22 protein-coding genes and 2 pseudogenes are annotated in these 26,852 nt (G+C 58.8%); 10 read left to right on the top strand and 14 right to left on the bottom strand.

All coding sequences use genetic code 11. From position 1 onward, the window contains the following. Positions 1–106 precede the first annotated feature (106 nt). Both zwf and gnd read right to left on the bottom strand, forming a co-directional pair. The gene (gene zwf / locus QMK58_RS14535) at positions 107–1,630 is read right to left on the bottom strand and encodes a glucose-6-phosphate dehydrogenase (protein ID WP_320396506.1); all 1,524 of its coding nucleotides are present in this window, start codon (positions 1,628–1,630) and stop codon (positions 107–109) included. Beyond that, positions 1,627–2,607 carry a phosphogluconate dehydrogenase (NAD(+)-dependent, decarboxylating) gene (gnd, locus tag QMK58_RS14530; RefSeq protein ID WP_053160006.1) on the bottom strand — a complete coding sequence of 327 codons (981 nt, stop codon included), beginning with the start codon at positions 2,605–2,607 and terminating at the stop codon, positions 1,627–1,629. The genes zwf and gnd overlap by 4 nt, the downstream gene beginning before the upstream one ends. 273 nt (positions 2,608–2,880) lie before the next feature. Between gnd and QMK58_RS14525 the strand changes: the two genes are divergently transcribed. The 3 genes from QMK58_RS14525 to QMK58_RS14515 all read left to right on the top strand — a co-directional run bounded on the left by QMK58_RS14525 (position 2,881) and on the right by QMK58_RS14515 (position 5,446). Next, positions 2,881–3,063 (top strand): DUF6026 family protein, encoded by a 183-nt coding sequence (locus QMK58_RS14525; RefSeq protein ID WP_053160003.1) that lies wholly within the window; start codon positions 2,881–2,883, stop codon positions 3,061–3,063. Positions 3,064–3,262: 199 nt separating this feature from the next. Continuing rightward, positions 3,263–4,999 carry a phosphoethanolamine transferase CptA gene (locus QMK58_RS14520; protein WP_053160001.1) on the top strand — a complete coding sequence of 579 codons (1,737 nt, stop codon included), beginning with the start codon at positions 3,263–3,265 and terminating at the stop codon, positions 4,997–4,999. Positions 5,000–5,236: 237 nt separating this feature from the next. Beyond that, positions 5,237–5,446: a hypothetical protein gene (locus QMK58_RS14515; RefSeq protein WP_053159999.1), complete on the top strand. Its 210-nt coding sequence runs from the start codon at positions 5,237–5,239 to the stop codon at positions 5,444–5,446. Positions 5,447–5,573: 127 nt separating this feature from the next. On the opposite strand, the gene QMK58_RS14510 is transcribed toward QMK58_RS14515, so the two are convergent. From QMK58_RS14510 to zapE, 3 genes are all read right to left on the bottom strand, one after another. Continuing rightward, the gene (locus tag QMK58_RS14510) at positions 5,574–6,065 is read right to left on the bottom strand and encodes a GNAT family N-acetyltransferase (RefSeq protein ID WP_320396505.1); all 492 of its coding nucleotides are present in this window, start codon (positions 6,063–6,065) and stop codon (positions 5,574–5,576) included. 118 nt (positions 6,066–6,183) lie between these two features. Continuing rightward, positions 6,184–6,765 carry a DinB family protein gene (locus QMK58_RS14505; protein ID WP_053159997.1) on the bottom strand — a complete coding sequence of 194 codons (582 nt, stop codon included), beginning with the start codon at positions 6,763–6,765 and terminating at the stop codon, positions 6,184–6,186. 15 nt (positions 6,766–6,780) lie between these two features. After that, on the bottom strand, positions 6,781–7,899 hold the full coding sequence (gene zapE, locus QMK58_RS14500; protein ID WP_320396504.1) for a cell division protein ZapE: 1,119 nt from the start codon (positions 7,897–7,899) through the stop codon (positions 6,781–6,783). A gap of 175 nt (positions 7,900–8,074) precedes the next feature. On the opposite strand from zapE, the gene QMK58_RS14495 reads away from it, so the two are divergent. Then, positions 8,075–9,127 carry an aldo/keto reductase gene (locus tag QMK58_RS14495; protein ID WP_053159995.1) on the top strand — a complete coding sequence of 351 codons (1,053 nt, stop codon included), beginning with the start codon at positions 8,075–8,077 and terminating at the stop codon, positions 9,125–9,127. A gap of 54 nt (positions 9,128–9,181) precedes the next feature. Here the strand turns inward: QMK58_RS14495 and QMK58_RS14490 are convergent. Next, positions 9,182–9,359 (bottom strand): annotated as a pseudogene (locus QMK58_RS14490) (agmatinase); the annotation flags it as partial. Positions 9,360–9,361: 2 nt separating this feature from the next. Here QMK58_RS14490 and QMK58_RS14485 point away from each other — a divergent pair. From QMK58_RS14485 to QMK58_RS14475, 3 genes and pseudogenes are all read left to right on the top strand, one after another. Beyond that, positions 9,362–9,505: pseudogene (locus QMK58_RS14485) on the top strand (LysR family transcriptional regulator); the annotation flags it as partial. 157 nt (positions 9,506–9,662) lie between these two features. Continuing rightward, positions 9,663–10,769 (top strand): enoyl-CoA hydratase/isomerase family protein, encoded by a 1,107-nt coding sequence (locus QMK58_RS14480; RefSeq protein WP_053159993.1) that lies wholly within the window; start codon positions 9,663–9,665, stop codon positions 10,767–10,769. A gap of 3 nt (positions 10,770–10,772) precedes the next feature. Next, positions 10,773–11,924 (top strand): acyl-CoA dehydrogenase family protein, encoded by a 1,152-nt coding sequence (locus tag QMK58_RS14475; RefSeq protein ID WP_320396503.1) that lies wholly within the window; start codon positions 10,773–10,775, stop codon positions 11,922–11,924. Between the two features lie 92 nt (positions 11,925–12,016). Here the strand turns inward: QMK58_RS14475 and QMK58_RS14470 are convergent, their stop codons facing one another. The 6 genes from QMK58_RS14470 to QMK58_RS14445 form a co-directional block, all read right to left on the bottom strand. Next, positions 12,017–12,790, bottom strand: a complete 774-nt coding sequence (locus tag QMK58_RS14470) for an enoyl-CoA hydratase (protein WP_053159988.1) — start codon at positions 12,788–12,790, stop codon at positions 12,017–12,019. Between the two features lie 120 nt (positions 12,791–12,910). Continuing rightward, positions 12,911–14,038 (bottom strand): acyl-CoA dehydrogenase, encoded by a 1,128-nt coding sequence (locus QMK58_RS14465; RefSeq protein ID WP_053159986.1) that lies wholly within the window; start codon positions 14,036–14,038, stop codon positions 12,911–12,913. A 137-nt stretch (positions 14,039–14,175) separates the two neighbouring features. Further along, the gene (locus tag QMK58_RS14460; RefSeq protein WP_053159984.1) at positions 14,176–15,369 is read right to left on the bottom strand and encodes an acetyl-CoA C-acyltransferase; all 1,194 of its coding nucleotides are present in this window, start codon (positions 15,367–15,369) and stop codon (positions 14,176–14,178) included. Positions 15,370–15,381: 12 nt separating this feature from the next. Beyond that, positions 15,382–16,143 (bottom strand): SDR family NAD(P)-dependent oxidoreductase, encoded by a 762-nt coding sequence (locus QMK58_RS14455; protein WP_320396502.1) that lies wholly within the window; start codon positions 16,141–16,143, stop codon positions 15,382–15,384. Between the two features lie 16 nt (positions 16,144–16,159). Then, on the bottom strand, positions 16,160–17,824 hold the full coding sequence (locus tag QMK58_RS14450; RefSeq protein WP_320396501.1) for an AMP-binding protein: 1,665 nt from the start codon (positions 17,822–17,824) through the stop codon (positions 16,160–16,162). Between the two features lie 136 nt (positions 17,825–17,960). After that, on the bottom strand, positions 17,961–18,884 hold the full coding sequence (locus tag QMK58_RS14445; protein WP_053159977.1) for a carbon-nitrogen hydrolase family protein: 924 nt from the start codon (positions 18,882–18,884) through the stop codon (positions 17,961–17,963). Between the two features lie 85 nt (positions 18,885–18,969). Between QMK58_RS14445 and QMK58_RS14440 the strand changes: the two genes are divergently transcribed. Continuing rightward, positions 18,970–19,875 carry a LysR family transcriptional regulator gene (locus QMK58_RS14440; RefSeq protein WP_320396500.1) on the top strand — a complete coding sequence of 302 codons (906 nt, stop codon included), beginning with the start codon at positions 18,970–18,972 and terminating at the stop codon, positions 19,873–19,875. Positions 19,876–19,939: 64 nt separating this feature from the next. Here QMK58_RS14440 and QMK58_RS14435 read toward each other — a convergent pair whose 3' ends face one another. Beyond that, the gene (locus QMK58_RS14435; RefSeq protein ID WP_053159973.1) at positions 19,940–20,191 is read right to left on the bottom strand and encodes a hypothetical protein; all 252 of its coding nucleotides are present in this window, start codon (positions 20,189–20,191) and stop codon (positions 19,940–19,942) included. A gap of 164 nt (positions 20,192–20,355) precedes the next feature. Between QMK58_RS14435 and QMK58_RS14430 the strand changes: the two genes are divergently transcribed. Continuing rightward, positions 20,356–20,673 carry a DUF883 family protein gene (locus QMK58_RS14430; RefSeq protein ID WP_053159971.1) on the top strand — a complete coding sequence of 106 codons (318 nt, stop codon included), beginning with the start codon at positions 20,356–20,358 and terminating at the stop codon, positions 20,671–20,673. A 138-nt stretch (positions 20,674–20,811) separates the two neighbouring features. Here QMK58_RS14430 and QMK58_RS14425 read toward each other — a convergent pair whose 3' ends face one another. Continuing rightward, positions 20,812–21,852 (bottom strand): Ldh family oxidoreductase, encoded by a 1,041-nt coding sequence (locus QMK58_RS14425; protein WP_053159969.1) that lies wholly within the window; start codon positions 21,850–21,852, stop codon positions 20,812–20,814. 184 nt (positions 21,853–22,036) lie between these two features. Between QMK58_RS14425 and QMK58_RS14420 the strand changes: the two genes are divergently transcribed. Beyond that, complete coding sequence (locus tag QMK58_RS14420; RefSeq protein WP_320396536.1) at positions 22,037–26,848, top strand: dermonecrotic toxin domain-containing protein; 4,812 nt, start codon at positions 22,037–22,039, stop codon at positions 26,846–26,848. The last annotated feature ends 4 nt before the right edge of the window (positions 26,849–26,852 follow it).

Below are 26,852 nucleotides of genomic sequence, written 5' to 3'. Positions count from 1 at the left end.
CAACGGTAGGAGCAAGCTTGCTCGCGATGGCGGCGGCACATTCAACATCATCGTTGACTGTCATTGCCACATCGCGAGCAAGCTCGCTTCTACAGGGGGATGGGTGTTATCCGAGCCGATGCCAGGCACGACCGTCACGAGCCAGCAACTCCTCACCGGCCCGGGGACCGTTTTCACCCGCCGCATAGTCCTGCACGCTGGAGTCCTGCTGCCAGGCGTCGAGAAACGGCTGAACGGCGCGCCAGCCGTTCTCGATGTTGTCGGCACGCTGGAACAGCGTCTGATCGCCCGTGAGGCAGTCGTAGATGAGGGTTTCGTAGCCGGTGGACGGCTGCATTTCGAAGAAGTCCTTGTAGGCAAAACCCAATTCGATGTTGTCCATCTTCAGGGCCTGGCCCGGCCGCTTGGCCAGCAGGTCAAACCACATGCCTTCGTTCGGCTGGATCTGGATGCGCAGATAGGTCGGTTGCAACTCATCCACCTCGGTATCGCGGAACTGCGCATACGGTGCCGGCTTGAAACAGATGACGATCTCGGTATCGCGCACACTCATGCGCTTGCCCGTGCGCAGGTAGAACGGTACGCCGACCCAGCGCCAGTTATCGATCATGACCTTCAGGGCCACATAGGTTTCGGTATTGCTGTCAGGCGCCACGTTGTTTTCCTGGCGATAGCCCGCCAGAGTTTTGCCATCGAGCCCTGCGGCGGTGTATTGCCCGCGCACTGAATTGGCCTTGGCCTCCTCGACCGACCAGGGACGAATCGCACCCACCACCTTGGCTTTTTCGCCACGCACCGCATCGGCGCCGAAAGCGGCAGGCGGCTCCATGGCCACCATCGCCAGCAACTGGAACAGGTGATTGGGCACCATGTCCCGCAATGCACCGGTGTGTTCGTAAAAACTGCCACGGGTTTCCACACCGACGGTTTCGGCGGCGGTGATCTGCACGTGGTCGATGTAATGGTTGTTCCAGAACGCCTCGAAAAGGCTGTTGGAAAACCGGCTGACCAAAATGTTCTGCACGGTTTCCTTGCCCAGATAGTGGTCGATTCGGTAGATCTGTTTCTCCGTCATTACCTTGAGCAAACAAGCATTCAAGGCTTCGGCCGTGTGCAGATCGGAGCCAAATGGTTTTTCGATCACCACCCTTCTGAAGGCTTCTGGGGTTTCCTCCAGCAAGCCTGCGCTGCCGAGACGGCGCACCACTTCACTGAAGAAACGCGGCGCGGTGGCCAGGTAGAACACCGCGTTACCGGTTCCGCTGTCGGCGATTTTTGCCGCCAGCGCTTGATAAGTGCTGTCGTCCAGAAAGTCGCCCTGGACGTAGCTGATACCCTTGGCGAGCTTGGCCCACACCGCCGGATCAAGGGCTTGATCGCCCTTGCCGGTCTTGGTGGCCACCTCGTTGCGAATGAAGTCTTCGAGCTTTTTCGCAAAGCCTTCATCACTGATGGCGTTGTGGTCAACGCCGATGATCCGCAGTCCATCCCCCAGCAAACCGTCGCGACTCAGGTTATACAGCGCCGGCATCAGCAAGCGCTTGACCAGGTCACCATGGGCGCCGAACAGGAACAGCGTGGTCGGCGGCGCGGGTTCAGGCCTGGATTTTCTGCGGATCGGGTGGGTCATTTTTTCGCGGTCTCCACGTGGCCGCCGAAGCCGAAGCGCTGGGCCGAGAGCACCTTGTCGCCAAAGGAGCCTTGGCCACGCGAACGGTAGCGGGAGAACAGCGAGTTAGACAGTACCGGCACCGGCACCGCTTGCTCCATGGCGGCTTCGATGGTCCATTGACCTTCACCGCTATCGGCCACGGAACCGGAGAAACCGTCTAGTTTCGGATCGCTGGCCAAGGCATCGGCCGTCAGGTCGAGCAACCACGAAGACACCACGCTGCCACGACGCCAGACTTCGGCGATGTCAGCCACGTTCAGGTCAAAACGCTGGTCTTGCGGCAGTTTTTCGCTGTTTTTGGTCTTGAGGATGTCGAAGCCCTCAGCGAAGGCCTGCATCATTCCGTACTCGATGCCGTTGTGGATCATCTTCACAAAATGCCCGGCGCCCGCTGGACCGGCATGGATGTAGCCACGCTCGGCACGATCGTCGTCGGATTTGCGGTCCTTGGTTCGAGGGATGTCGCCCATGCCCGGGGCCAGACTTTCAAACAGCGGGTCCAGACGCTTGACCGTCCCGGCGTCACCGCCAATCATCATGCAATAACCACGCTCCAGACCCCAGACGCCGCCGGACGTACCGACGTCGATGTAGTGCAGACCTTTTTCCGCGAGGGTTTTCGCCCGGCGAATGTCGTCCTTATAAAACGTGTTGCCGCCGTCGATGATGGTGTCGCCGGCTTCGAGCAAAGTGCTCAAGGTGTCGATGGTCTCTTCCGTCGGCGCGCCGGCCGGCAGCATGACCCAGACAGCCCGCGGTGCGGTCAGACCGGCGACCAGGGCTGGCAGGTCTGGCGCACCGGTTGCGCCCTCGGCGGTCAGGGTTTCGATGAAGGCGGTATTGCGGTCATAAACAACGGTCGTGTGTCCGTTGAGCATCAGGCGCCGCGCAATATTGCCGCCCATACGGCCCAGTCCAATAATCCCGAGTTGCATGTGCTGATGCTCCCTACTACAAATAAAAGTGTGTCAAAAGGTATAGCCCAACGCGACTAATGAAGCTTAGTCCAGAGCGCCGGGATGAAGTTTCCGGGCATTGTGCCCGATTCAGACTGATAACGTCGGGAATCAAGCCCAAGACACAACGACATTGAAAAATAAAAAAGTTCCCTTCAGGGGCAAAAGAAATCAAAATTGGCGCCGATAGTAGTTCAACCGCTGATTTCGAGGCGGTTCTACAGTTGAGACACGCCATTTGCGAGGTGAGCAATGGGCACAGTACACACCGCACTGCCAGCACAAACCCTTTACGTCACCATCCGTCGCGATGAACTGCGCCAGTTGAAAGACGAGCGCGACCAGTTGAAGCAGGAACTGGCGCAATTGCGATTGCTGCTGCAAGGCAACCAAAACCAACCTGTAATTGTGATTCAAAGCGCCCCGCACGCCTGATCCCGCCGATTGATCCGGAAGCAGCCTACGCTGCTTCCCTCCTGCACCTGCGCTGCCGCTTACGGCAACTCACGAAATTTTTACATCTGTTTTCCGATACTTACGTGTTTATGGTCGTTCGTCTATCGTACGACCCCTATTCCTCGTCCGCGAATTTTAACGTCCGGCGGCGGAAGTATTTTCTCGGCTGGAGCGCTGAATGAATGTGTTTAAACGCAGCAAGACGACTGCGAAAGGTTTCGATTGGGCCGGATTAATCTGGTTGTTCGTGTTCTTCTGGTATTTCTCCGGGATCACCCAACTGCTGATTCAACTGACGGGCACTTCCGGTTTCACCGGCTTCCGCCAGGCCTTCGTGATGAGCGCCATCTGGCTGGCACCGATGCTGCTGTTCCCCAATAAAACCCGTGTCATGGCGGCTGTCATCGGGGTCGTGCTGTGGGCCTGTTCGATGGCCAGCCTGGGTTACTTCTTCATCTATCAGCAGGAATTCTCCCAGAGCGTGATCTTCATCATGTTCGAGTCGAATGTGTCTGAAGCTGGCGAGTACATGACCCAGTACTTTGCCTGGTGGATGGTGTTCGCGTTCCTCGCCCACACCGCATTTGCATGGTTCCTGTGGACTCGCCTGCGCCCGGTTTACCTCCCACGAGGCAAAGCGCTGCTGGCTGCGACAGCTATCGTGGTGGGTGTGGTCGGTTACCCGCTGGTCAAGCACACGATGCGTACAGGCAGTCTTGCCGAGGGTTTCGAGAAGTTCGAAACACGTATCGAACCGGCCGTGCCTTGGCAGATGGCCGTGGCGTATCACCGCTACCTCGACACACTGGCCAACATGCAGGACATGCTCGCCAGTGCCAGCAAGATTGCCCCCTTGCACAACCTCAAAAATGCGATGGCCAACCAGCCCGCAACCCTGGTGCTGGTGATCGGTGAATCCACCAACCGTCAGCGCATGAGCTTGTACGGCTATCCACGTCAAACCACGCCGGAACTGGACAAGCTCAAAGGGCAGCTGGACGTTTTCGACAATGTCATTACCCCGCGCCCGTACACCATCGAGGCGCTGCAGCAGGTTCTGACCTTTGCCGACGAGGAAAAGCCGGACCTCTACCTGTCGACGCCGTCGCTGGTCAGCATGATGAAACAGGCCGGTTACAAGACCTTCTGGATCACCAACCAGCAGACCATGACCAAGCGCAACACCATGCTCACCACCTTCTCCGAACAAGCCGACGAGCAGGTGTACCTGAACAACAATCGCAACCAGAACGCGGCCCAGTATGATGGCGACGTGATCGAGCCCTTCAACAAGGCCCTGGCCGATGCAGCACCGCGCAAGCTGATCGTCGTGCATCTGCTGGGTACGCACATGAGCTATCAGTACCGCTATCCTTCGAGCTTCGACAAGTTCACGGACCGCACGGGTGTACCGGCCGGTGTGCGTGACGACCAGGTGCCGACGTACAACAGCTACGACAATGCCGTGTTGTACAACGACTTCGTGGTGTCCAGCCTGATCAAGGATTACGCCAAGTCCGATCCGAACGGCTTTTTGCTGTACCTCTCGGACCACGGCGAAGACGTGTTCGATTCCGTTGGCCACAGCACCCTGGGTCGTAACGAGAGCAAGCCGACAGCGCCGATGTACACCATTCCATTCATCACCTGGGCCTCGCCGAAATGGCGTGAAACCCACGGCTGGAACGTCACCGGCGATGTTTCACGCCCTTACAGCAGCTCGCACCTGATCCATACATGGGCAGACCTGGCAGGCCTGAGCTTCGATGAACTTGATCGCAGCAAGAGTCTGGTCAGCGATAGCTTCAAGGTACGGCCGTTGCTGATCGGCAACCCTTATGAGCGCCAGCAGCGAGACTTGATCGACTTCAGCCTGATGAAGCCCAAAGTTGCACCTGCGGTAGTTCAGCAGTAATCCTTTCAGGGGCCGGTTCCGGCCCCTTTTTCATGCTGTCTGCAGGCGCTGGCTTACCAGCGAAGGCATCAGCCATATCGAGGCAGGACTTAAAGGTGCCTTCGCCGGCAAGCCGGCTCCTACGGAGGACTTTGTCAATTAATTCCCATTTCACGGAATCGGCGGATAATGCCTTTTCGACACTGATCATTGGTTCATGGACGAAAGGCATCCGACACCTGTAGTGGGAGGCAAACCATGAAACGCACTACATTGATTCTCGCCGGCCTGATGGCCTTGAGTTCAACCAGCGCTTTTGCCGAAGGTGGCGCAGAACGCATGCGTTATTACTTCGAAAGCCTGCGACTCGCCCAGCAGCAAGCCCTGGGCCATCCCGTCCAAAGCAATGAACTGAAGGTCCCGGACGATCAAACCGCGCAAATGACTGAAACCTATCGGCCGAAGTGAACCTGGGGCCTTGTGTAGGAGCGAGCTTGCTCGCGATGGACGAAAGAACGGTGTTTAATCAGTAAGCACGCGTAATCATTAATAACCATCGCGAGCAAGCTCGCTCCTGCAGACGCCGGGCGCTAATTCAGAGGGCCTTGGTCCAAAACAGCATCCGGCCATGGGCCGGGTCGAACATGCCTGCTGCAAAACCGGCTTTTTCGTAGGAGGCCTGGGCCACGGCATTGCCTTCCAGCACTTCCAGGGTGAGCTTGCAGCAACCGCGTTGACGGGCAATTTCCTCGACCTTTTGCAGCATGCGCTGGCTCAAGCCCAGGCCACGAAACTTCTTCACCACCGACACATCGTGCACGTTCACCAATGGGCGACAGGCAAACGTCGAAAAACCTTCGAAGCAATTGACCAGTCCGGCCGGCTCACCACCGACAAACGCCAACACACTGAAGGCATGGGGTCGTCGGGCTAGCTCGCCAGGCAACTGCTCCAACACATCGGCCGGCAAGGCTTGGCCGCCGCCCATCGGATCCTCGGCGTAGTGGTTCAATACCAGGCAAATCGCTTCGGCGTGCACAGGATTTGTGTAGCTGGCCTGAAGCACAAGAATTTCTGCGCAATCCATTTCCATCCTCGACAACACATGAAGTAGCCCCCGACGCGCAGGTCGTGCCGGAGTGCCGCGCGACCATAACGCGAGCGCGGTATGGCCGACAATCAGCTGCGCTGAAAATAATTGACGCTCAAGCGCCCCAGATCAATGTTTCGGTCCAGCCCAGCTCGGCAAAGTCAGCCGCCCGCAGGTGCGATTCACCGGCACAGAAAAACTCATCGAGTTGTGGCGGTTTCACCGAAGTACCGCTGAGCATGGCGTGAACCTGACCACGATGATGGATCTGGTGTTCGAATAGGTGCGACAACAGGCGCAAACGGCTGTCGTGTTGCGGATTATCACGGGCGATCGTCACAATTTTGCCGAGGTCGGCATCGCGCATTTGTTCACAGTAGGCAATCAGGCGACGATCAACCTGGGCCTGTTCACGCGCAAGGTCCGAGGCCTGGGTAAACGGCTCGTCTTCCCTGAAAAACACGTAGCAATCAGGATGCGGATCGTCCCCGCGCAATTCACGCTCCAGCGCGTCCACATAAAACCAGTCGCAGGAAAGGATGTGATTGAGGGTGGCGCGGATGCTGGGGAAGAAGCTGACCCTGGGCGCTGCAAGCTCCTGGGCACTCAACGGTTTCCAGGCCTTGGCCAGACGATGATTGGCCCAGGCGTTCTGATAGGCCATGGTCAGCAAATGGTGCGACAGAGGCTGATTCATCTTCCCTCCCGCGGATCACGCTTGGGCGAACCGTTGCAGTTGCATTTCCTGTAGCCGACTCAGGGTGCGGCGGAACGGAAACTCCAGATAACCCTCGGTGTAGAGCGAGGCCATCGGCACCTGGGCTTCCAGGTACAACGGCACCTTGCGGTCATAGCACTCGTCTACCAGGGCAATGAAGCGCCGCACACCGTCGTCATGCACCGACAACTGCGGCAACTCGCGATCCCCCGCCTCCACTCGTTCGACAGCGTCCTCAGTCCCACGGGCAATGCGTCCGGCACGTTTTTGCGCACTGAGATTGGGAACCTCACTCAACAGGATAGCGCTGTAGGTGTCGCACAGGGCCATGAAATCCATGGCGGCGAAAGGTTGCTCGCAGAGATCGGAGTATCGGGTCCATAGAACACTGGGGCTGGCCTTGATTACATCGAGCGAGCGATAACCAACCTTGATCGGCTCGCTGGACAACGTCTGGCCGATGGTCAGCGCCGCGAACACCTCCTCCAGCGCGCAATCCTGCCCAGGCTCTGCCACCCAGTAACGTTGCGAACCGGCGCCAGGGTGCAGGCGATGGTCTTCCCCGCCGTCCACCGCGATCACCTGCATGTGCTGCTTGATCGCGGTGATCGCGGGCATGAAGCGGTCGCGGTTGAAACCGTCGGCGTACAACTGATCCGGCGGCAGGTTCGAGGTGCAGACCACTACCACACCCTGCTCGAACATCACCTGAAACAAGCGCCCGAGAATGATTGCGTCGCCAATGTCATTGACGAACAGTTCGTCGAAGCACAACACGCGCACATCTTCACTCAATTCCCGGGCCAGTGCCTTCAGGGGGTCGGCGATGCCGGTCAGCTGGAACGAGCGTCGATGCACCCAACCCATGAAATGGTGAAAGTGCTGTCGCCGGGCCGAGACCCGCAGGCTTTGGTAGAACTGATCCATCAGCCAGGTCTTACCGCGCCCGACCGGGCCCCAGAGGTAAACGCCAGCGATAGGCGAGTGTCCGGCATGCAAGGCTTCGTGGCATTTGTGCAGCGCCCAGACGGCGTGTTCCTGAGCTTCGTCCTGGACGAAGCCGTTCTGTTCGATGGCCTGCTGCCAGGCGCTGAGGGGGGAGTCGATAGTCATGGGCGGCAGTATGCCATCGCCCATCAACACAAGTGCAACACCGTGCCGGTTGTACCTCTGTCAGCGCCAGTGGTCGGGTGCGTGACGAAGCGTCTTGACGGAATATATTATACGCATAATATTTAATACGTGTCGCTAGGCATCTAAATCAATCCCTATCCCCAGGAGCCATCCCATGCATTACAAAGTGTTCGGCCGTAAGACCGGTTTGCGTGTTTCCGAACTGGCGCTGGGCGCCGGTAACTTCGGCACCGGTTGGGGCCACGGTGCCGAGCGCGACGAAGCCAGGCGCATTTTTGAGGGTTATCTGGAAGCAGGAGGCAACTTCATTGACACCGCCAACGGCTATCAAGGCGGGCAATCGGAGACCATGCTCAGCGAGTTCATCGCAGAAGAACGGGATAGCCTGGTGATAGCTACCAAATACACCCTCGGGACGACTCCCGCAGCCGGTATTTCCCACACAGGCAATAATCGCAAGAATATGATTCGCGCCGTCGAAGAAAGCCTCAGACGTCTGAAAACTGATCACATCGACTTGTTCTGGGCGCACATGAGCGACGGCGTTACGCCGATGGACGAGATCCTGCGCGGTTTCGACGATCTGGTACGCGCCGGCAAGATTCATTACGCCGGGCTGTCGAACTTCCCGGCCTGGCGCATCGCTCGCGCCGACTTGCTGGCCGAAGTCAAAAGCTTTGCGCCGATTGCCGCCATCCAGGTTGAGTACAGCCTCGCCGAGCGGACCGCCGAACGGGAGCAACTGCCGATGGCCGAAGCCCTGGGTCTGGCCGCCACGTTGTGGTCACCACTGGGTGGTGGCTTTCTCACCGGCAAGTATCGCAACAGCGAAGGCGATAACCGCGCGACGAAACTCGGAATGCTGATCCACGCCGAAAAAGGCGCCCGTGAAACCGCCCTGCTCGACACCTTGCTCGGCGTCGCCGCCGAACTGGACGCCAGCCCGACCCACGTCGCCATCGCCTGGCTTCGAGAAAAGGCCAAACGCTCGACCACGGCACTGATTCCGATCCTGGGTTCGCGCACCCGCGAGCAACTTGACGCGACGTTGGGTGCGCTGGATGTACAGATGAGTATTGAGCAATTGGCGCGGCTGGATGCGGTCAGTGATGTGGACCAAGGTGTACCGCATGAATCCATCGCGGGTTCGGCGGCGCGATTCAGTGGAGGGGTCACTCTCGATTTGCCGTTGATTCCAGTGGCCTGACAACCATCAATCCTGTGGGAGCGACTGTGCTCGCTCCCACATGTAGACCGAGTCTTACCGATCGACCTTGTGTTTAGCCGCGTACAAACACAGCATCTCCATCGCCAAAGTTGCTGCTGCAAGTGACGTGATCTCCGCGCTGTCGTAAGCGGGCGCTACTTATATCAAACGTCAGATACACCGGGTTGTCCCCGACCCGCGCCCGAATCGCCTCGACAATCGCATCGACACCGCAAGCTGTGTTCGGCGCGCTCGGAACAGGTCGAAGGCACCCTCGCATTCATTCTTTCCGGCAAGCATGTCGGCTACGTGCCCAGTCACTTCCCAGGGGATGCGCAGAAGGCATTCGAAGAGGATTTGCTGGCGGCGTTTATCTGAAGACACCGCGGTCCAGGCTGAACCCGTGCCGGAATTAGCCATGCATAAATGCACAGACAACCTGCACTTATCCGGGTTGTACAAGGCAAATTTGCACTGATACGATCCGCTATCGCTCGCGCGCGGGCTTAAAAACAACAAAAGCAGGGAGTTAGTGATGACTGCTCAGGTTCTATCGAAGGGGGCGCAGTCCATGGATGCCACGCAAAATGAAGTGCTGGCCGAAGTTCGCAACCACATAGGTCATCTGACCCTCAACCGCCCCGCCGGTCTCAACGCCCTGACCCTCGACATGGTGCGCAACCTGCACCGTCAACTCGACACCTGGGCTCAGGATTCGCAGGTGCATGCAGTGGTTCTGCGCGGCGCAGGTGAAAAAGCCTTTTGCGCTGGCGGCGATATCCGTTCGCTGTACGACAGCTTCAAAAGCGGCGACACCCTGCACGAAGATTTCTTCGTCGAGGAATACGCCCTCGATCTCGCTATCCATCACTACCGCAAACCCGTGGTCGCCTTGATGGACGGTTTTGTCCTCGGCGGTGGCATGGGTCTGGTCCAGGGCGCGGACTTGCGGGTGGTTACCGAGAAAAGCCGCCTGGCGATGCCGGAAGTCGGCATCGGCTATTTCCCGGACGTCGGCGGCAGCTATTTCCTGCCGCGCATCCCCGGTGAGTTGGGGATTTACCTGGGCGTCAGCGGCGTGCAAATCCGTGCGGCCGATGCGCTGTATTGCGGCCTGGCCGACTGGTATCTGGAAAGTGACAAACTGGGCACGCTGGACGAGCTCCTCGATCAACTGCAATGGCACGACACGCCGCTCAAGGACCTGCAAGGCCTGCTGGCCAAGCTCGCCGTACAACAACTGCCCGATGCACCGCTGAGTGCGTTGCGTCCGGCCATCGACCACTTCTTCGCCCAGCCCGACATGCCGAGTATTGTGGATCAATTGCGCCAGGTCACGGTAGCCGACAGCCGTGAATGGGCGATCACCACCGTCGAACTGCTGGCCACCCGTTCGCCGTTGGCCATGGGCGTGACCCTGGAAATGCTCCGTCGCGGACGCGAGCTGTCCCTTGAACAGTGCTTCGCCCTTGAGCTGCACCTGGACCGCCAGTGGTTCGAGCGCGGCGACCTGATCGAAGGTGTGCGCGCCTTGCTGATCGACAAAGACAAGCAGCCACGCTGGAACCCGCCGACCCTCGACGCGCTGGACGCCGAGCACGTGGCGAGTTTTTTCAGCGGGTTTGACCAGAGCGGGAGCTGAGGCATGCACGATATCGAATTGAGCGAAGAGCAAGTCATGATCCGCGACATGGCCCGGGACTTTGCCCGTGGCGAAATCGCACCCCATGCCCAAGCCTGGGAAAAAGCCGGCTGGATCGACGACGCGCTCGTGGCAAAAATGGGCGAACTGGGTCTGCTGGGCATGGTGGTGCCCGAGGAATGGGGCGGCACTTACGTCGACTACGTCGCCTATGCCACAGCGGTGGAAGAGATTTCCGCCGGCGACGGCGCAACGGGCGCGTTCATGAGCATCCACAACTCCGTCGGCTGCGGGCCGGTGATGAACTACGGCAGCGAAGAACAGAAAAAGACCTGGTTGGCGGATCTGGCCAGCGGTCAGGTCATCGGCTGCTTCTGCCTGACTGAACCCCAGGCCGGTTCCGAGGCGCACAATCTGCGTACCCGCGCCGAACTGCGCGACGGGCAGTGGGTGATCAACGGCGCCAAACAATTCGTCAGCAACGGCAAGCGGGCGAAATTGGCGATTGTGTTTGCCGTGACCGACCCGGATCTGGGCAAACGCGGTATCTCGGCGTTTCTAGTGCCGACGGACACCGCCGGTTTCATTGTCGATCGTACCGAACACAAAATGGGTATCCGCGCTTCCGATACCTGCGCCGTGACCCTGAATAACTGCACTATTGCCGAGGCCAACCTGCTCGGCGAGCGGGGTAAAGGCCTGGCCATCGCACTGTCCAACCTTGAAGGTGGCCGCATCGGCATCGCCGCACAAGCGCTGGGCATCGCACGGGCGGCATTTGAAGCGGCGCTGGCCTACTCTCGCGACCGCGTGCAGTTTGGCAAACCGATCAACGAACACCAGAGCATCGCCAACCTGTTGGCCGACATGCACATGCAATTGAACGCTGCACGGTTGATGATCCTGCACGCCGCGCGCCTGCGCACGGCCGGCAAACCATGCCTGTCGGAAGCCTCACAAGCCAAGCTGTTTGCTTCGGAAATGGCCGAGAAGGTGTGTTCGTCCGCCATTCAGATTCATGGCGGATACGGCTATCTGGAAGATTATCCAGTGGAGAAGTACTACCGGGATGCGCGGATCACGCAGATTTATGAAGGGTCGAGCGAGATTCAACGGATGGTGATTGCCCGCGAACTGAAGAATTATCTGGTGTAAACGCAAAAGATCGCAGCCTTCGGCAGCTCCTACAGAGTTACGCGTTCTCCTGTAGGAGCTGCCGAAGGCTGCGATCTTTTGATGTAATCCTATTACTTGCCTTGGAACTCCGCCTCGCGCTTGGCAATAAACGCCGCCATCCCTTCTTTCTGATCCTGCGTCGCAAACGCCGCATGGAACACCCGGCGTTCGAAACGCACGCCTTCGGAAAGGCTCACTTCGAATGCACGGTTGACGCTTTCCTTGACCATCATCGCAATCGGCAACGATTTTTTGGCGATCAATGCCGCGACTTTCAGGGCTTCGTCCAGCAGCTCATCGCTCGGCACGATACGCGCGACGATGCCGCAGCGTTCCGCTTCCACCGCATCGATCAAACGTCCGCTCAGGCACATTTCCATGGCCTTGGCCTTGCCCACAGCGCGGGTCAGACGTTGAGTGCCGCCCATGCCTGGCAGCACGCCAAGGTTGATTTCAGGCTGACCGAACCTGGCGTTGTCGCCGGCCAGAATGAAATCGCACATCAGCGCCAGTTCACAGCCCCCACCCAAGGCAAAACCGTTGACCGCCGCGATGATCGGTTTGCGGCGGTTGGCCACGCGATCGCTGTCGCTGAACAGGTCATCGAGGTAGATCTGCGGGTAAGTCAGTTCAGCCATTTCCTTGATGTCGGCGCCGGCGGCGAAGGCTTTCTTCGAACCGGTGAGCACGATGCAGCCGATGTTCGAGTCGGCTTCCAGGCCATCAAGAGCGTGGTTCAGTTCGCCGATGATCTGCGCGTTCAACGCGTTCAGCGCTTGCGGACGGTTGAGCGTGATCAGGCCGACGCGGCCATGGGTTTCCAGCAAAATCGTTTCGTAGCTCATATAAATGACTCCTGATAAACATTCAATCCCCGTAGGAGCTGCCGCAGGCTGCGACCTTTTGATCTTGAAAGCCAAAGTCAAAAGATCGCAGCCTGCGACAGCTCCTACGGGTGTTCCAATTTAGAGATTGCGCGAAATGACCATGCGCTGAATGTCGCTGGTGCCTTCATAGATCTGGCAGACCCGGACGTCGCGGTAGATCCGCTCCAACGGGAAGTCGTTGAGGTAACCGTAGCCGCCGAGGGTCTGCAGCGCCGAAGAGCATACCTTCTCCGCCATTTCCGAGGCGAACAACTTGGCCATGGAGGCTTCGACCAGTGCCGGTTTGCCGCTGTCACGCAGCGCTGCCGCGTAATGCACCATTTGCCGCGCCACGGCGATCTGGGTCGCCATGTCGGCCAGGCGGAACGCTACAGCCTGATGCTCGATGATCGGCTTGCCGAAGCTCTCGCGTTCACGGGCGTAATCGCGGGCTGCTTCGAACGCGGCGCGGGCCATACCCACCGACTGCGAAGCGATGCCTACGCGTCCGCCTTCGAGGTTGGCCAGGGCGATCTTGTAGCCTTCGCCCTCCTCACCCAAACGGTTGACCACCGGCACTTTTACGTCTTCGAAGAGGATCTGGCAGGTGTCGGAAGCGTGCTGGCCGAGTTTGTCTTCGATCCGCGCAACTTTGTAGCCTGGCGAATCGGTCGGTACGATGAAAGCACTGATCCCGCGTTTCCCCGCACTCGGATCAGTCACCGCAAACACGATCACCACCCCGGCGTTTTGGCCGGACGTGATGAATTGCTTGCAGCCGTTGAGCACGTAGTGGTCGCCGTTCAGTCTGGCTCGGGTTTTCAAACCACTGGCGTCGGAACCGGCCTGGGGCTCGGTCAGGGCGAACGCGCCGAGCATCGCACCGCTGGCCAGCGGCCTGAGGAAGCGTTCCTTCTGATCGTCGTTGCCGTAGTGCAGGATCGGCACGCAACCCACCGAATTGTGCACGCTCATGATCGTCGAGCAGGCACCGTCGCCCGCGGCGATTTCTTCCAGGGCCATGGCGTAGGCCAGGTAACCGGTGTCGCAACCGCCCCACTGTTCCGGCACCAGCATGCCGAAAAAACCCAGTTCGGCCATTTCACCGATGGCTTCCTTGGGGAATCGGTGCTCACGGTCCCACTCGGCAGCGAAAGGTTTCAGGCGCTCCTGGGCAAAATCCCGGGCCGCGTCGCGAATCTGCTGTTGTTCGTCATTGGGAAGCATGACTATTCCTTAACATTATTTTGGACCCTGTAGGAGCGAGCATGCTCGCGATGGACGTCAACGATGACGCGGGAAGCCTGATTCCCCGCAATGCTCTCGAGTTCATCGCGAGCATGCTCGCTCCTACAGAAATCGTGTCAGTAGAGGCATTCCACGGCCATGGCCGTCGCTTCACCGCCGCCGATACAAATCGCCGCCACGCCGCGCTTCAAGCCTTTGTGCCGTAGGGCCGAGAGCAGGGTCACAATAATCCGCGCACCGGAGGTACCGATCGGATGACCCAGGGCACAAGCACCGCCGTGCACGTTGAGTTTCTCGTGAGGGATTTCCAGCTGAGTCATTGCCACCAGGCTGACAACTGCAAACGCTTCGTTGATCTCGAACAGGTCGACCTGATCCAGCGACCAACCGGTTTTCTTCAGCAGTTTCTTTATCGCACCGATGGGCGCCACCGGAAACAGGCTCGGGGTATCGGCAAACGCCGCGTGCCCGTGAATCACCGCCAGTGGCTTCAGGCCTTGTTTCTGCGCTTGCGACTGGCGCATCAACACCAGCGCCGCCGCGCCGTCGGAAATCGAACTGGCATTGGCTGCCGTCACGGTGCCGCCCTCGCGGAACGCCGGTTTCAGCGTGGCAATCTTGTCGAGCCTGGCTTTCGGTGGCTGCTCATCATCGCTGATCGTCACCTGCTCTTTGCCGACGGTCACGGTCAGCGGCACGATCTCGTCCTTGAAACTGCCATCCTTGATCGCCTGCTGAGCGCGGGTGGTCGAGGCAATGGCGAAGGCGTCCTGGGCTTCACGGCTGAAACCGTGGGTTTCAGCGCACTCCTCGGCGAAGGTGCCCATCAGGCGGCCCTTGTCGTAGGCGTCCTCCAGACCGTCGAGGAACATCGAATCCAGCACCCGGCCGTGGCCCATGCGATAACCCGCACGGGCGCGGTCCAGCAGGTATGGCGCGTTGGACATGCTTTCCATGCCGCCGGCTACCACCACGTCGGCACTGCCGGCGAGCAGCATGTCGTGGGCCAGAATGGTCGCTTCCATGCCGGAACCGCACATTTTGTTCAGGGTGGTGCAGCGGGTCGATTTATCCAGCCCCGCGCCTAGCGCCGCTTGACGCGCCGGGGCCTGGCCGAGTCCGGCAGGCAGCACGCAGCCGAACAGCACCTCATCGACAGCATCACTGGCAACACCGGCACGCTCCACCGCCGCCTTGATGGCCGCGGCACCGAGTTGCGGCGCGGTCAGGCTTTTCAGTTCGCCCTGGAAACCACCCATCGGGGTGCGCACGGCGCTGACGATGACAATTGGATCATTGGATTGAGTCATGACAAATCCTCCTTACTTGGCCGCCATGCGCAAGGCACCGTCGAGACGGATTACCTCGCCGTTGAGCATGCTGTTTTCAATAATATGCCTGACCAGCCCCGCGTACTCGGCCGGTTTGCCCAAACGCGGCGGGAATGGCACGCCAGCGGCCAGAGAATCACGCACTTCCTGTGTCATGCCGGCCATCATCGGGGTTTCAAAAATGCCCGGTGCGATGGTCATCACACGGATACCGAAGCGCGCCAGCTCACGGGCGGCGGGCAACGTCAGGCTGACAATCGCGCCTTTGGACGCCGCGTAAGCCGCCTGGCCGATCTGGCCGTCGTAAGCCGCCGCCGAGGCGGTGTTGATGATCACACCGCGCTCGCCATCGGCGTCCGCTTCGGTTTCCGCGATTGCCGCCGCCGCCAGACGCAGCATGTTGAAACTGCCGATCAGGTTGACGTTGATCACCTGGCTGAAACTGGACAGCGCATGCGGGCCGTTCTTGCCGAGGATCTTCTCGCCGCGCACGATACCTGCGCAGTTGACCAGACCGTTGAGACCACCGAAGGCTTTGACCGTGGCCTGCACCGCTGCTTCGGCGGCCGCTTCGTTGCTGATGTCAGCGACAACACTCTGCGCACCCAGGCGCTGGGCCTGTGCCGCGACCGCTTCGGCGTTCATGTCCACCAGCATCACCTTCGCGCCGGCTGCGACCAGCACTTCAGCGGTGGCTGCACCGAGGCCGGAAGCCCCGCCGGTGACGATAAAAACCTTGTTCTCGATCTGCATCACTGTTTCCTTGAATTCATGCTGAAACGTTCTTCGCGGCGGCCTCTTGAGCCTTGGCGATTTCCTGATTACGCAAAATAAAGCGCTGCAATTTGCCGCTTGGGGTTTTCGGCAGTTCGCTGACAAATTCGATTTCACGGGGGTACGAATGCGCCGCCAGACGCTTGCGCACGTGTTGGCGCAGTTCTTCGGCGAGCTCCGGTGCAGCGCGGTATTGCGGGCTGAGCACGACGAAAGCCTTGACCAGTTCTGTACGTTCCGGATCTGGCTTGCCGACGACGGCGGCTTCGACCACGGCCGGGTGTTCGATCAGCGCACTCTCGACATCAAACGGCCCGACGCGATAGCCGGAAGTGGTGATCACATCATCACTGCGCCCAACGAAACTGATGCTGCCATCCGGGTTCCACTCGACGGTGTCGCCGCTCAGGTAATAGTTACCCACGAAGGCCTTGGTTGGCCCGCCTTCATAACCCGCGAACCAGCACATCGGCGACTGGCTGCGATCGATGGCCAAAATGCCCGGCTGGCCGACACCCAGTTCCTTGTAGTCGTCATCCAGCACCACGATGCGGTGACCGGGCGAAGCAAAACCGGCGGCGCCCATATGAATCGGATGCTCCAGGCCATGGTGGTTGCACAGCACCATGCCCAGTTCGGTCTGTCCGTAATGGTCGTGAATGACCACGCCGAGGTTGTCGGCGAACCAGCGAATCACTTCCGGGTTCAGCGGCTCCCCCGCGCTGCTGACAATGCGCAGTTTGCCCTTGATCGATTTGGCGAATTCATCGCCGCCGGCAATCAACAGACGGTACGCGGTCGGCGAACCGGTGAGGTTGGTAATTGCGTATTTGTTGATCACCCGGCACGTGCTTTCGAGGGTGAACGGACCATCGTAAAAGGTGATCGGATGCCCCATGGCCATGGGACCTGTGACACCAAAGTAGATGCCGTAGGCCCAACCCGGATCGGCGACGTTCCAGAACGCGTCTTCGGGACGCAAATCCACGGCGTCGCGTGTGTAGCTCTCGAAAGCGACAATAGCCTTGAGCGGTACCGACAGCGCTTTCGAAGGGCCGGTAGTGCCCGAGGTAAACATCAGCAGGAAGGGGTCTTCGCCGCTCAGCAGCACCGGATCGCAAGTCGCAGGATAATTGGCCAGTTCGGCCCAGAAACTGAAATCACCGCGCACGATGCCCTGCCCTTTGGCGCCAGCGACGGTGACGATGGTCGGGCAATCGGCGACTTCGGCGAGTTTCGAGCGGTTGACCGCGTCGGTGACCACCACTTTGGCGCCAGAGCTGCTCAGACGGTGCTCAATGGCTTTGGGGCCAAACGCGGTAAACAGCGGTTGATACACCGCACCGATGCGCCAGGTGGCGAACACGGTGATCAGCAGTTCGATATTACGTGGCAGGAGACCGGCAACCTTGTCGCCTTTTTTCACGCCTTGCGCGAGCAGGAAATTGGCGAAGCGTGCAGCCTTTTCTTGCAGGTCGCTGAAGGTGTAAGTCGCGCTGGCGCCGTCGCGACCTTCCCAGAACAGGGCGATTCGGCCCGGCAAGGCATGGCGATCGCAACATTCGACACAGGCGTTGAGGGCTGTCAGATCACCGGCGAGTGCAGCATCGACGGTGTGTTGATAGTTGAACTGAGAAGTAGCAGACAAGTAATCGCGCATTGCCAGAATCCCTCTGTGTTTTTTATTAGGTTGGGGGAACCGTAATCAACAGGGAAATACTCGCTCTGCGCGGGTTGGCGGGCAATGGTCTAAGTTATCAAGTTGTCTGACTGGTTTGGCCAAAGCCCGCAAGGCGTCAGGAGATGAAGCGAACCCCGGGTTTGGCGCGCTCGTCGACGGTGAGCTCGAACACGTCCGCACGCGCGTAATGCCCGACCACGTCGTAGTCGTATCGAGCTCGGACGAGGTCATCGGTATCGATTTCGGCGGTAAGCAAACCGGAGCCATCGCGCAGCGGTCCGGCCAAAATGTCGCCCATTGGGCCGACGATGACGCTGCCGCCGGCAATCAGTGGCCGGTCCGCCGGCCAATTGGCGATGTCTAGCCCCAAGGCTTGCGGCGAAGCCTGAACCTGACAGGCGCTGACCACGAAGCAACGCCCTTCGTGGGCAATGTGGCGCATGCTGACTTGCCACATCTCCCGCTCGTCCACTGTCGGTGCGCACCACACCTCCACGCCTTTGGCGTACATCGCGGTACGCAGTAGCGGCATCATGTTTTCCCAGCAAATCACAGCGCCGATTCGCCCGACCTGGCTGTCGATCACCGGTAACGTCGAGCCATCGCCCTTGCCCCAGATCAACCGTTCGGTGCCTGTGGGCATCAGTTTTCGATGTCTGGCAACCAGCCCGGCCTGTGGATCGAAATGCAACGCGGTGCAATACAAGGTGCTGCCTGCCCGTTCGATCACACCCACGACCAGATTGGCCCCGGTGCGCGAGGACAGCCCGGCCAGCACCTCGGTTTCGATGCCGGGAACGTCAATGGCATTGGCGAAATATCGGGCAAACGCTTCACGCCCTTCGGGCAGTCGATAACCCAGTTGCGTGCCGAAGCCTTCACCCTTGGGATAGCCGCCCAACAGGGCTTCGGGCATCACCACCAGACCGGCCCCGGCTTCGACGATCGCGTTTTCATAGGACAGGATCTGGTCCAGGGTGTCAGCTTTACCGCCCGGCGAAGCACCGATTTGCAGGGCGGCAACAATGGATGTGGGCATCTTGGAAAACTCCGTTGGGATCAGGTGTTGCTCATTCTCCGGCGCCACTGGATCATGAATAAAGCCCTGATCACTGCTGAATGATATGAGCCACATGAATATCACCGACATCGACCTCAACCTGCTCAAAGTCTTCGAAGCCCTGCACGAAGAATCCAGCGCCAGCCGTGCGGCCCTGCGCCTTGGCGTGACGCAGTCGGCGGTCAGCGCAGCCCTGCGCCGGTTGCGCGAGGTGTATGGCGATCAACTGTTCGTGCGTACGGGCCGAGGGCTCGCGCCATCGCTCAAGGCCAATCAGCTGAAACCGGTGGTCAGCGAAGCCTTGAACAAATGCCGCCAGAGCCTGGCGATGGTTGATCCGGCCGCGACTGTGTACGACGGACGCTCGGTCATCGTAGGCCTATCGGATGATTTCGAAATTGCCTACGGGCGACGCTTGATCGAAGAAATCGCTCGGCGGGCACCGAAACTGCGCCTGATTTTTCGCCAGACCCACAGCCAGATCGTCGGCCAGGCATTGATGGAGCGCGGCATCGACCTGGCGATTACCGCTGGCGGATTCGCCGAGCGACTGCTCAGCCGGCAAGTATTGGGCGAAGGCGGTTACTTGTGCCTGGCGGACCCTGCGAGTCTGGCCGAGGGGCAGCAACACATCAGCCTCGAGGAGTTTGTCGCCCGCGAACACATTCTGGTGTCGTCCGGCGGATTTATCGGCATCACTGATGAAGGGCTCGCGGCGCTGGGGTTGAGCCGACGGGTGTGTGCCTCGACCACGCATTTCGCGGCGTTGCCGCATCTACTCAAAGGCAGTCACGCCGTGGCGACCATTCCCGCTCATGCAGCGCGAAGCATCGCGACAATCACCGGGCTGGCATTGCTGCCCTGCCCTTTGGCGCTGCCGCGCTATCCGATCGAACTGGGTTGGCGCACCAGCACCCAGCTCGATCCGGTGGTCGTTAAAGTGCGAGAAGCGATTATCTCCATCTTCTAGTAGGAGCTGCCATCAGGCTGCGATCTTTAAAAAAAGATCAAAAGATCGCAGCCTGCGGCCGCTACTACTTGGCCGCCATCAGGCGATTGACTTCACTGCGCACCATATTGGCGAATTCCGGCGGCGACATGCCGTCCAGCTCGGATCGCACCCATTCGGCCCATTTGCCTTTGCGCTTGGCCCGCTCGCCAAACAACCGCGCGGCTTCGCCCTTGGCTTTGCCCAGGTTGTTTTGCCAGAGGTCGAACAGACGGGATTTCTCGTCTTCAAGCGCTGCGCGCTCGGCAAGGGATTTGTCGGCCAGATTGAAGCTCATGGGAATTTCCTGCTGCGTAAAATTGGCGACATCTTACACTGTAGGACGAAACGTCCTGCGCCGGTTTACAGCAAAATTGCGTCCCCGTGACGATTGGACTGCAACTTTTGCACCGGCGGCAGACTCCATTGTTCACTGTCCACTCACCTGCAAGGAGTACCTCAATGGCCCGGAAAACCGCCACGCAAGTCGCTGATGAACAAATCAAGGATCAGGCCTTCAGCGAACTGTCGACGCTGATAGAAGAATCGGAAAAACTGCTCAAGAGCAGTGCATCTCTGGTTGGAGAGGAAGCGGAGACCCTGCGCGAGCAAATCTCCTTGAAACTCCAGCAGGCCAGGGATTCAGTCAGCAGCGTCCGCGACCGGACATTGCCTGCGGTCGAAGCCACGCAAACCTACATTGGCGGACATCCATGGCAAACCGTTGCGATTTCCGCCGGATTTGGCCTGGTGGTTGGCTTACTGCTCGGCCGTCGCTAAACCCATCATTTGCACTCACCGAAACCCCTGTAGGAGCGAGCCTGCTCGCGATGGACGCAAGAACGCCGCGTTTACCCAGTAAGCACGGGTTTTCGTTGACGTCCATCGCGAGCAGGCTCGCTCCTACAGTTTGAAAATTCAGATTCCGCCCAACTCCCGCAGATTCGCCATTGTTTGCGCATCCAGCGTAATGCCTCCAGCCTTGGACTTGGCACGCTGCTGATGACGTCGATCCCCCGGCAGCCGCTTCAAACCGACTCCGTGCATTTGTCGCACCAGCTCCTTGCTGCGCTCGGCAAAACCTTGTCCGGCAGCCTTGCTCGGGTCAATCACGATCAGTAGCTGGCCGGTCCACGGCGTTTTAGCGCCCGGGTGGTTTTTCCAATCGAACTCGAAGGAAAAATTGCCCCCGGTCAGCGCCGCCGCCAACAGTTCGACCATCATCGACAACGCCGAGCCCTTGTGACCGCCGAACGGCAGCAATGCACCCCCTTCAAGAATCGCTTTAGGGTCGGTGGTCGGTTGACCGAGGCTGTCCACACCCATGCCCTCCGGCAAGCGTTCGCCCTTGCGCGCGGCAATCTGGACATCGCCATGGGCAATGGCGCTGGTGGCGAGATCAAAGACAATCGGTGCACCGTCGGCCCGTGGGGCGGCGAAGGCAATCGGGTTGGTGCCGAACAACGGTCGATCGGCACCATGGGGGACCACGCAGGTCATGCTGTTGACCACACTCAATGCCACCAGTCCCTCGTCCGCGAAAGGCTCGACGTCCGGCCACAATGCGGCGAAATGGTGCGAATTGCGGATTGCCAACACCGCGATCCCGGCGCTGCGAACCTTTTCAACCAGCAAGGGACGCGCTGCCGCCAGCGCGGGTTGTGCAAAACCATTGCCGGCATCGACACGGACAAAACCAGACGCAACATCTTCAATCACCGGAACAGCCTGGCCATTGACCCAGCCGCTTTGCAGCGTCGACACATAACCCGGAATCCGGAACACGCCATGGCTGTGTGCACCATCGCGCTCGGCGCCGGCGCAATTGAGCGCCAGGGTTCGGGCGACCTCGGCAGACGTGCCATGGCGGACAAAAATGTGTTCGAGCAGTAGAACGAGCGAGTCGAAATCGAGCGTTTGTTCGGCCGAACTGACTGCCATTTCAGGCGATGCGGTCATCAGAAGCTCCAGTGTTTTTTATTGTTAAGCACGTTGACTCGCCGATTAAGCGCTTTCTTGTGGGCTCGCTGTCAAGTCTTCACGACGGGTTTCGGGTGAGCAATATGTACCGCACCAGTGCAGCGCATTGATCGTACCGTTTTTCCTCGAACCAAGATCAATCGCAACATTTCGAGGAAACACCATGACTGATTCATTCATACCGTATTTTTTCGACGAGGCTGAACGCGCCTCCAAGGCAAAACAACCCGGTGACCGGGAAAAAGCGCTGGGTTTCACAACAGATGATCTGAACTGGCTGCAGGCGGTTTATCTGCCTACCGATGCGACCCGAAAGGCCAATGTCAAACCCATGTCCGTCCACCAGTTGCTACTGGACTTGCCTGACTCGATCAAAACCCCGCTAGCCGGTGCCTTTGCGATGAGCCGGCCCGTCGAGGGTGACGTTGTGCTCTACACACCCTGGAAAGGCCTGGTCAAATACGCCGACATGGATGACCTCAAGACCGACCTCAAAACCTGCTTGACGCAGGACACCGGCAAACTCGAACTGCTTCGTTACCTGTCGGTTCAACGGCGCCATGTCGTGCTCGCAGGCGATACGCCAGACATCTCCGTCGAAGTCGTTGAAGGTGCGGTCTTCGAGCACCAGCAAACCACCCTCGAACTCAATCGCACGCAAAATGTCGAGGCGATGATGGCCGAACTGCGCAAGACGCCTACGTTGCAATCGATGCTGGATGAGACGCTCAACATTGCATTCTTCAGTTCATTCCCAAAACTGGATCAACGCCGCACCCGCCTGGAATGTACTCGCCCTGCTGTCGGTACAATCGAAACTCCCTCCCCAACCACGTCACTGTCCTTGAGCGAAGCCTTGTTGCAGCGCTACGCGAGTAGCCCCTGGCCGGCCGACGAAACAAGGACCTTTTCCAACCCTAAACATGGCGTCAGCAACAATGCCGACAATCAGACCTGGGAAAGCACCCTGACCGATATTGCCGGAGGATTTACACCTCGCCTGCAAAGCCAGATCGAAACGTTCTGGAACACCGAGCTCCGCAAAGGTGTGTCGCGCGAGGCATTTTTTACCGAGTGCTTGCGCGACGCCTTTCACCTAAATCTGTTGCTCAAGCGCCAGGAAGGGGTTTTGACAACCGAGGAATATCTACGCCTGGTCAAGGTCAGTCTCGCCTCTGTTGCGGACAACCCGCTTCGCATCGAAAAAGTCCGCATATCCGCGCCGTTCAAACACTATGTCGACCTGGCCTCGACACTGATGATCGGCGAAAGCGGTACACCCGGTTTTCTGTATACCCAAACCAGGGGGATCGAAGCGACGACCGACTTGCCTGCACTGCAGAAAATCGTGCTGCTGATGCTGAAAAGCGAAGGCCACGAAGACAATTTGTTGAATTACATGTCACTGGATGAACGCCGTACTTTTCTCGACCTGGAGTCAGACAAGCGTACCGTTACCGGCGTACCGATCCCTCGTCCCGTATTTGAGCATTTGATGGCGGACATTCTGGCCAAGCAGCAGGAGAACCTCACGTGTGCATTGAGAGCCTTCCTTGAAAGCGAAGGCAAGCATGACCTTCATGGGTTGGTGGGCAAGGCACTGGATGTGCGTGGCTACATTGATGATCGATTGCTGGCCATCGATGGCGACGAGCGCTGGAATGCCCAGGCAGTGCACCAATGGGCCGCACAGCCGGCCACCGTGCGTGCCGAAACAGCCAAAGCCCACCTGGCCTTGCTTAACACGCTCACGCAGGCTCTGGAGCACAATCTGCAGAGCCACCCTGCGATCCCCGCCGCCACGCTGACCGTGGCGGACGCAAAAAAGACGGTGGACGCGTCCGTGAAAAAACTGCAATCGGACTTTGCGCACCTGCTTGGCCTGGGGTTGAAAAGCGAACTGGAACTTCGAATGGTCGACCGCACGCTGAGCGCGACGGAACAGGCCATGATCAAAGCAGTGCTCGACAACCCGGTGCGCCTGCAAAGGGCCGCGCTCAATAACAATATTCCCGATATTTGCTCCCTGGCGCTCAAGGCGAACGGTTCCGACACGTTGTTGAAATTGTCCAGTTGCTTCGTGCTGACTGAACGACGCGATACGGACCCGACGAAATCGGGTAAGGCGATTTTGTGGACTCCGGCGTTGGGGTATGAGCCCTTCCCTTCATTGCCGGCGTTAAAGACAGAACTGGATCAGCGCCTGCTGGAGCACGATAAACGCACGTTTCTGCTTGAGAATCTAAGTCGAAGCGAACGGTCACCCACGCGAAGTTACACGCTGGCACCACTGCAGCAAGTGAACGAAAACTTTCTGGACCAAGTGCAAAGGCCTTTTGTCCAACTGGACGAAACGAGCGTCACAGAGGCACTTGCCACGACGGCGTCCACCGCAACGCGCGCCCGTCTTTTACACCAGATAGCCTTGCGCCAGCCTCAGACCGGGTTACGCCGGGCAACCGACATCGCCAAGGCTCTGACCACCCGACAAAGCCTTCCGGCATGGCTCGCCAACGCGTCCATTGAAGATCAGGTCCTGCATGCGGAATTGCTTCAACAGTACCTCGACTGCGTCAAAGATGATCAGGATTGCCTGAGTGACATTCCCTCGCTGGCGCGCACGGCGCACCAGGAGCTTCAGAAACTGCTCAAGGCGGACACGTTTGATCTTGATCCGGACAAGATCGAGTTGAAATTCACCGCGCCCCAAGTGTCGACACAAATTCTTACGGCGTTTGCACTCAGTCATTTCGATGATCTGGATGCCGCCCGATTCACCGTCGCATCGCTCGACACCACCCCGATCCCTGGCAAAGTCGACGCAACCTATGTCAAAGACCTGATACGAAAACTGAACCTTGGCCAACGCCATCAAGAAGTACTGAAGCAGTATTTTGCGCCGACCCATACTGACGCCCCGGCGCGCAGAAAGCGTTTTGTATCGCAGGTACCCTGGCAACTGATGCACTACGCCCACACGCAAAAGTTGCGTGAGCGCCTGAGCGGAAGCGGCTTCGACCTGATCAAGCAAATCATGGACATGCCCGACGCCACTGCACGGGCAACTGTGAACGATGCAAACGCGATCATCCGGCCACTCGAATTTGCCGGCATCAAGAAAGACCAGACAATCCAGATACCCGGTGTCTATCTGATCGGGACCCACGGCAACGATTCCGGCAGACAGGTTCTGGTGGCGCCTTACAGCCCCAGGCACGGCCTCAAGGAGTATGAAGATCAACACGCCTTGATGTCCGAACTAAAGGCCCCGGGCATGCTGCGCCACTGGGTTCTCGGTCGATTGCCGGATTCCGACCGGACACTCTGCAAAGAGCGGTTTTCACTCGACAGTCAGGAAGCTGCGGTCAGTCTTGCTTCCAATCCGCTGAAGGGAAACGTACTGGTGCAGTTGTTCAAGGATAATGCTGTGCTGCTCGGCCAACTCTTGGGTTGCCAGGCCGACACTGAAGCCCAAAGTGAATGGGCAACCGTCAAACACGTGTTGGGCGAAGACTTGCGAGAAATGTTTTCGTTCTGCATGGGCAAACTGGCGTATCCAATTACGGTGTGGCGCAGTTTTCGTCAAATCCAGGCGTCTGCCGAACACTTGCAAAACCATCACTGGACAGCCGCGGTCTCCGGATTGGTCAGCGGCCTGGCGCAACTCGCCTCACTGCGTGGCTCGATGGTCACGAAGAACGCCCCTTCTGCTGCCGTCAGTACGCTGCCGACAGAAACACCCGACACTCCATTCAACTGGAAAGACATTGCGGTCACGGCACTTGAGCGCACGCAATTGAAGCAACACGAAGCCAGCGACGTAGAGCTGCATTCAATGGCATTGGACACGGCACTCGGGCTCTATAAGCACGCCGCAACCCAAAAGACCTATGGTGCCGTTGAAGGCAAGGTGTATCCGGTCGAAAAGAAACGAACGCGCTGGCGCATCGTCGGTAACAAAAAACCGGGGCCCTATTTGCGTCAGAGTGTTACCCGGCAATGGATCATCGACCCGCCACCCGCATTACCAATGGCCCCAAGCCAGGGCGTGCTCAAACGGGTGGAAACTGTAATGGCCGTCTGGGAAGGCATGAATGTCGACGCAAACGGTATGCCGCAGATCCGTGTGCGATTCCCGGTCAAGGCACGGGAGATAGAAGAAGGCCTGAACCAGGCGACCACCTATGTCTGGAATGCCTTTCGCAACCTGCAGTTGCTCAAAGAAACCGGTGATGCAGTCACACCGGTCCATCAACTCATCATGGACTTCGCCGACGTGCCGAAAGTGGAGCCCATCCACGTAACCATGGTGGAAAAGGTCATTGCAGAGATTTTTACTGCCTTGCTGGACCCGACACTAAGAGCACCGAACAGCAAACGTTTTGCGGTTGGACGCGTCCTCGCGGACCCGGAAAACACATTCGGTTTCATCGTTCCGTCCGACCCCAAACGAAAAATCTATCTGGCGGAGCAGTTCTTCCGGCCTGTCTTCGATTACTACCGCAACTACATGTCGGATGCAGCCTTTCCGATCCGGGCTCACACCCGCGCCGCCACGTTGATTCATGAGCTCTCGCACATCGTATGCAACACCGAGGACATCGCCTATCTCGACTCCGGCAGACCGTTTCACACGCTGATTGAAACAACGAGCGTGCGGGCCAGGGCGCTGAAGGACGCACTCAGCAATCTGCACAAAAAGGGATTGTCGAGCCAGACACCTTTGCCCGAGCTGTTCTCTCGTTACAACGACGATCTGCAAGTCTGGGAGGACCTGGGGCAAACATACTATGAAGAAACCGACCGTCCCCTTTTGCAGGTTTTGCGACTGACCGGTGACAAAACCCTCAGTGACGCACGCGTACGCTTCAAAAGAGACCCATTGGTCAGACTGGCTGTACAACTGGGCAATGCTGACAGCGTGACGTTACTGATCACCCAAATGGGACGCCAACTGCATGTCAGCACCCCTTGAATCC

It is taken from the genome of Pseudomonas sp. P8_241 (assembly GCF_034008315.1).
Taxonomy (GTDB): domain Bacteria; phylum Pseudomonadota; class Gammaproteobacteria; order Pseudomonadales; family Pseudomonadaceae; genus Aquipseudomonas.
This window is presented reverse-complemented; position numbering and strand designations above follow the sequence as displayed.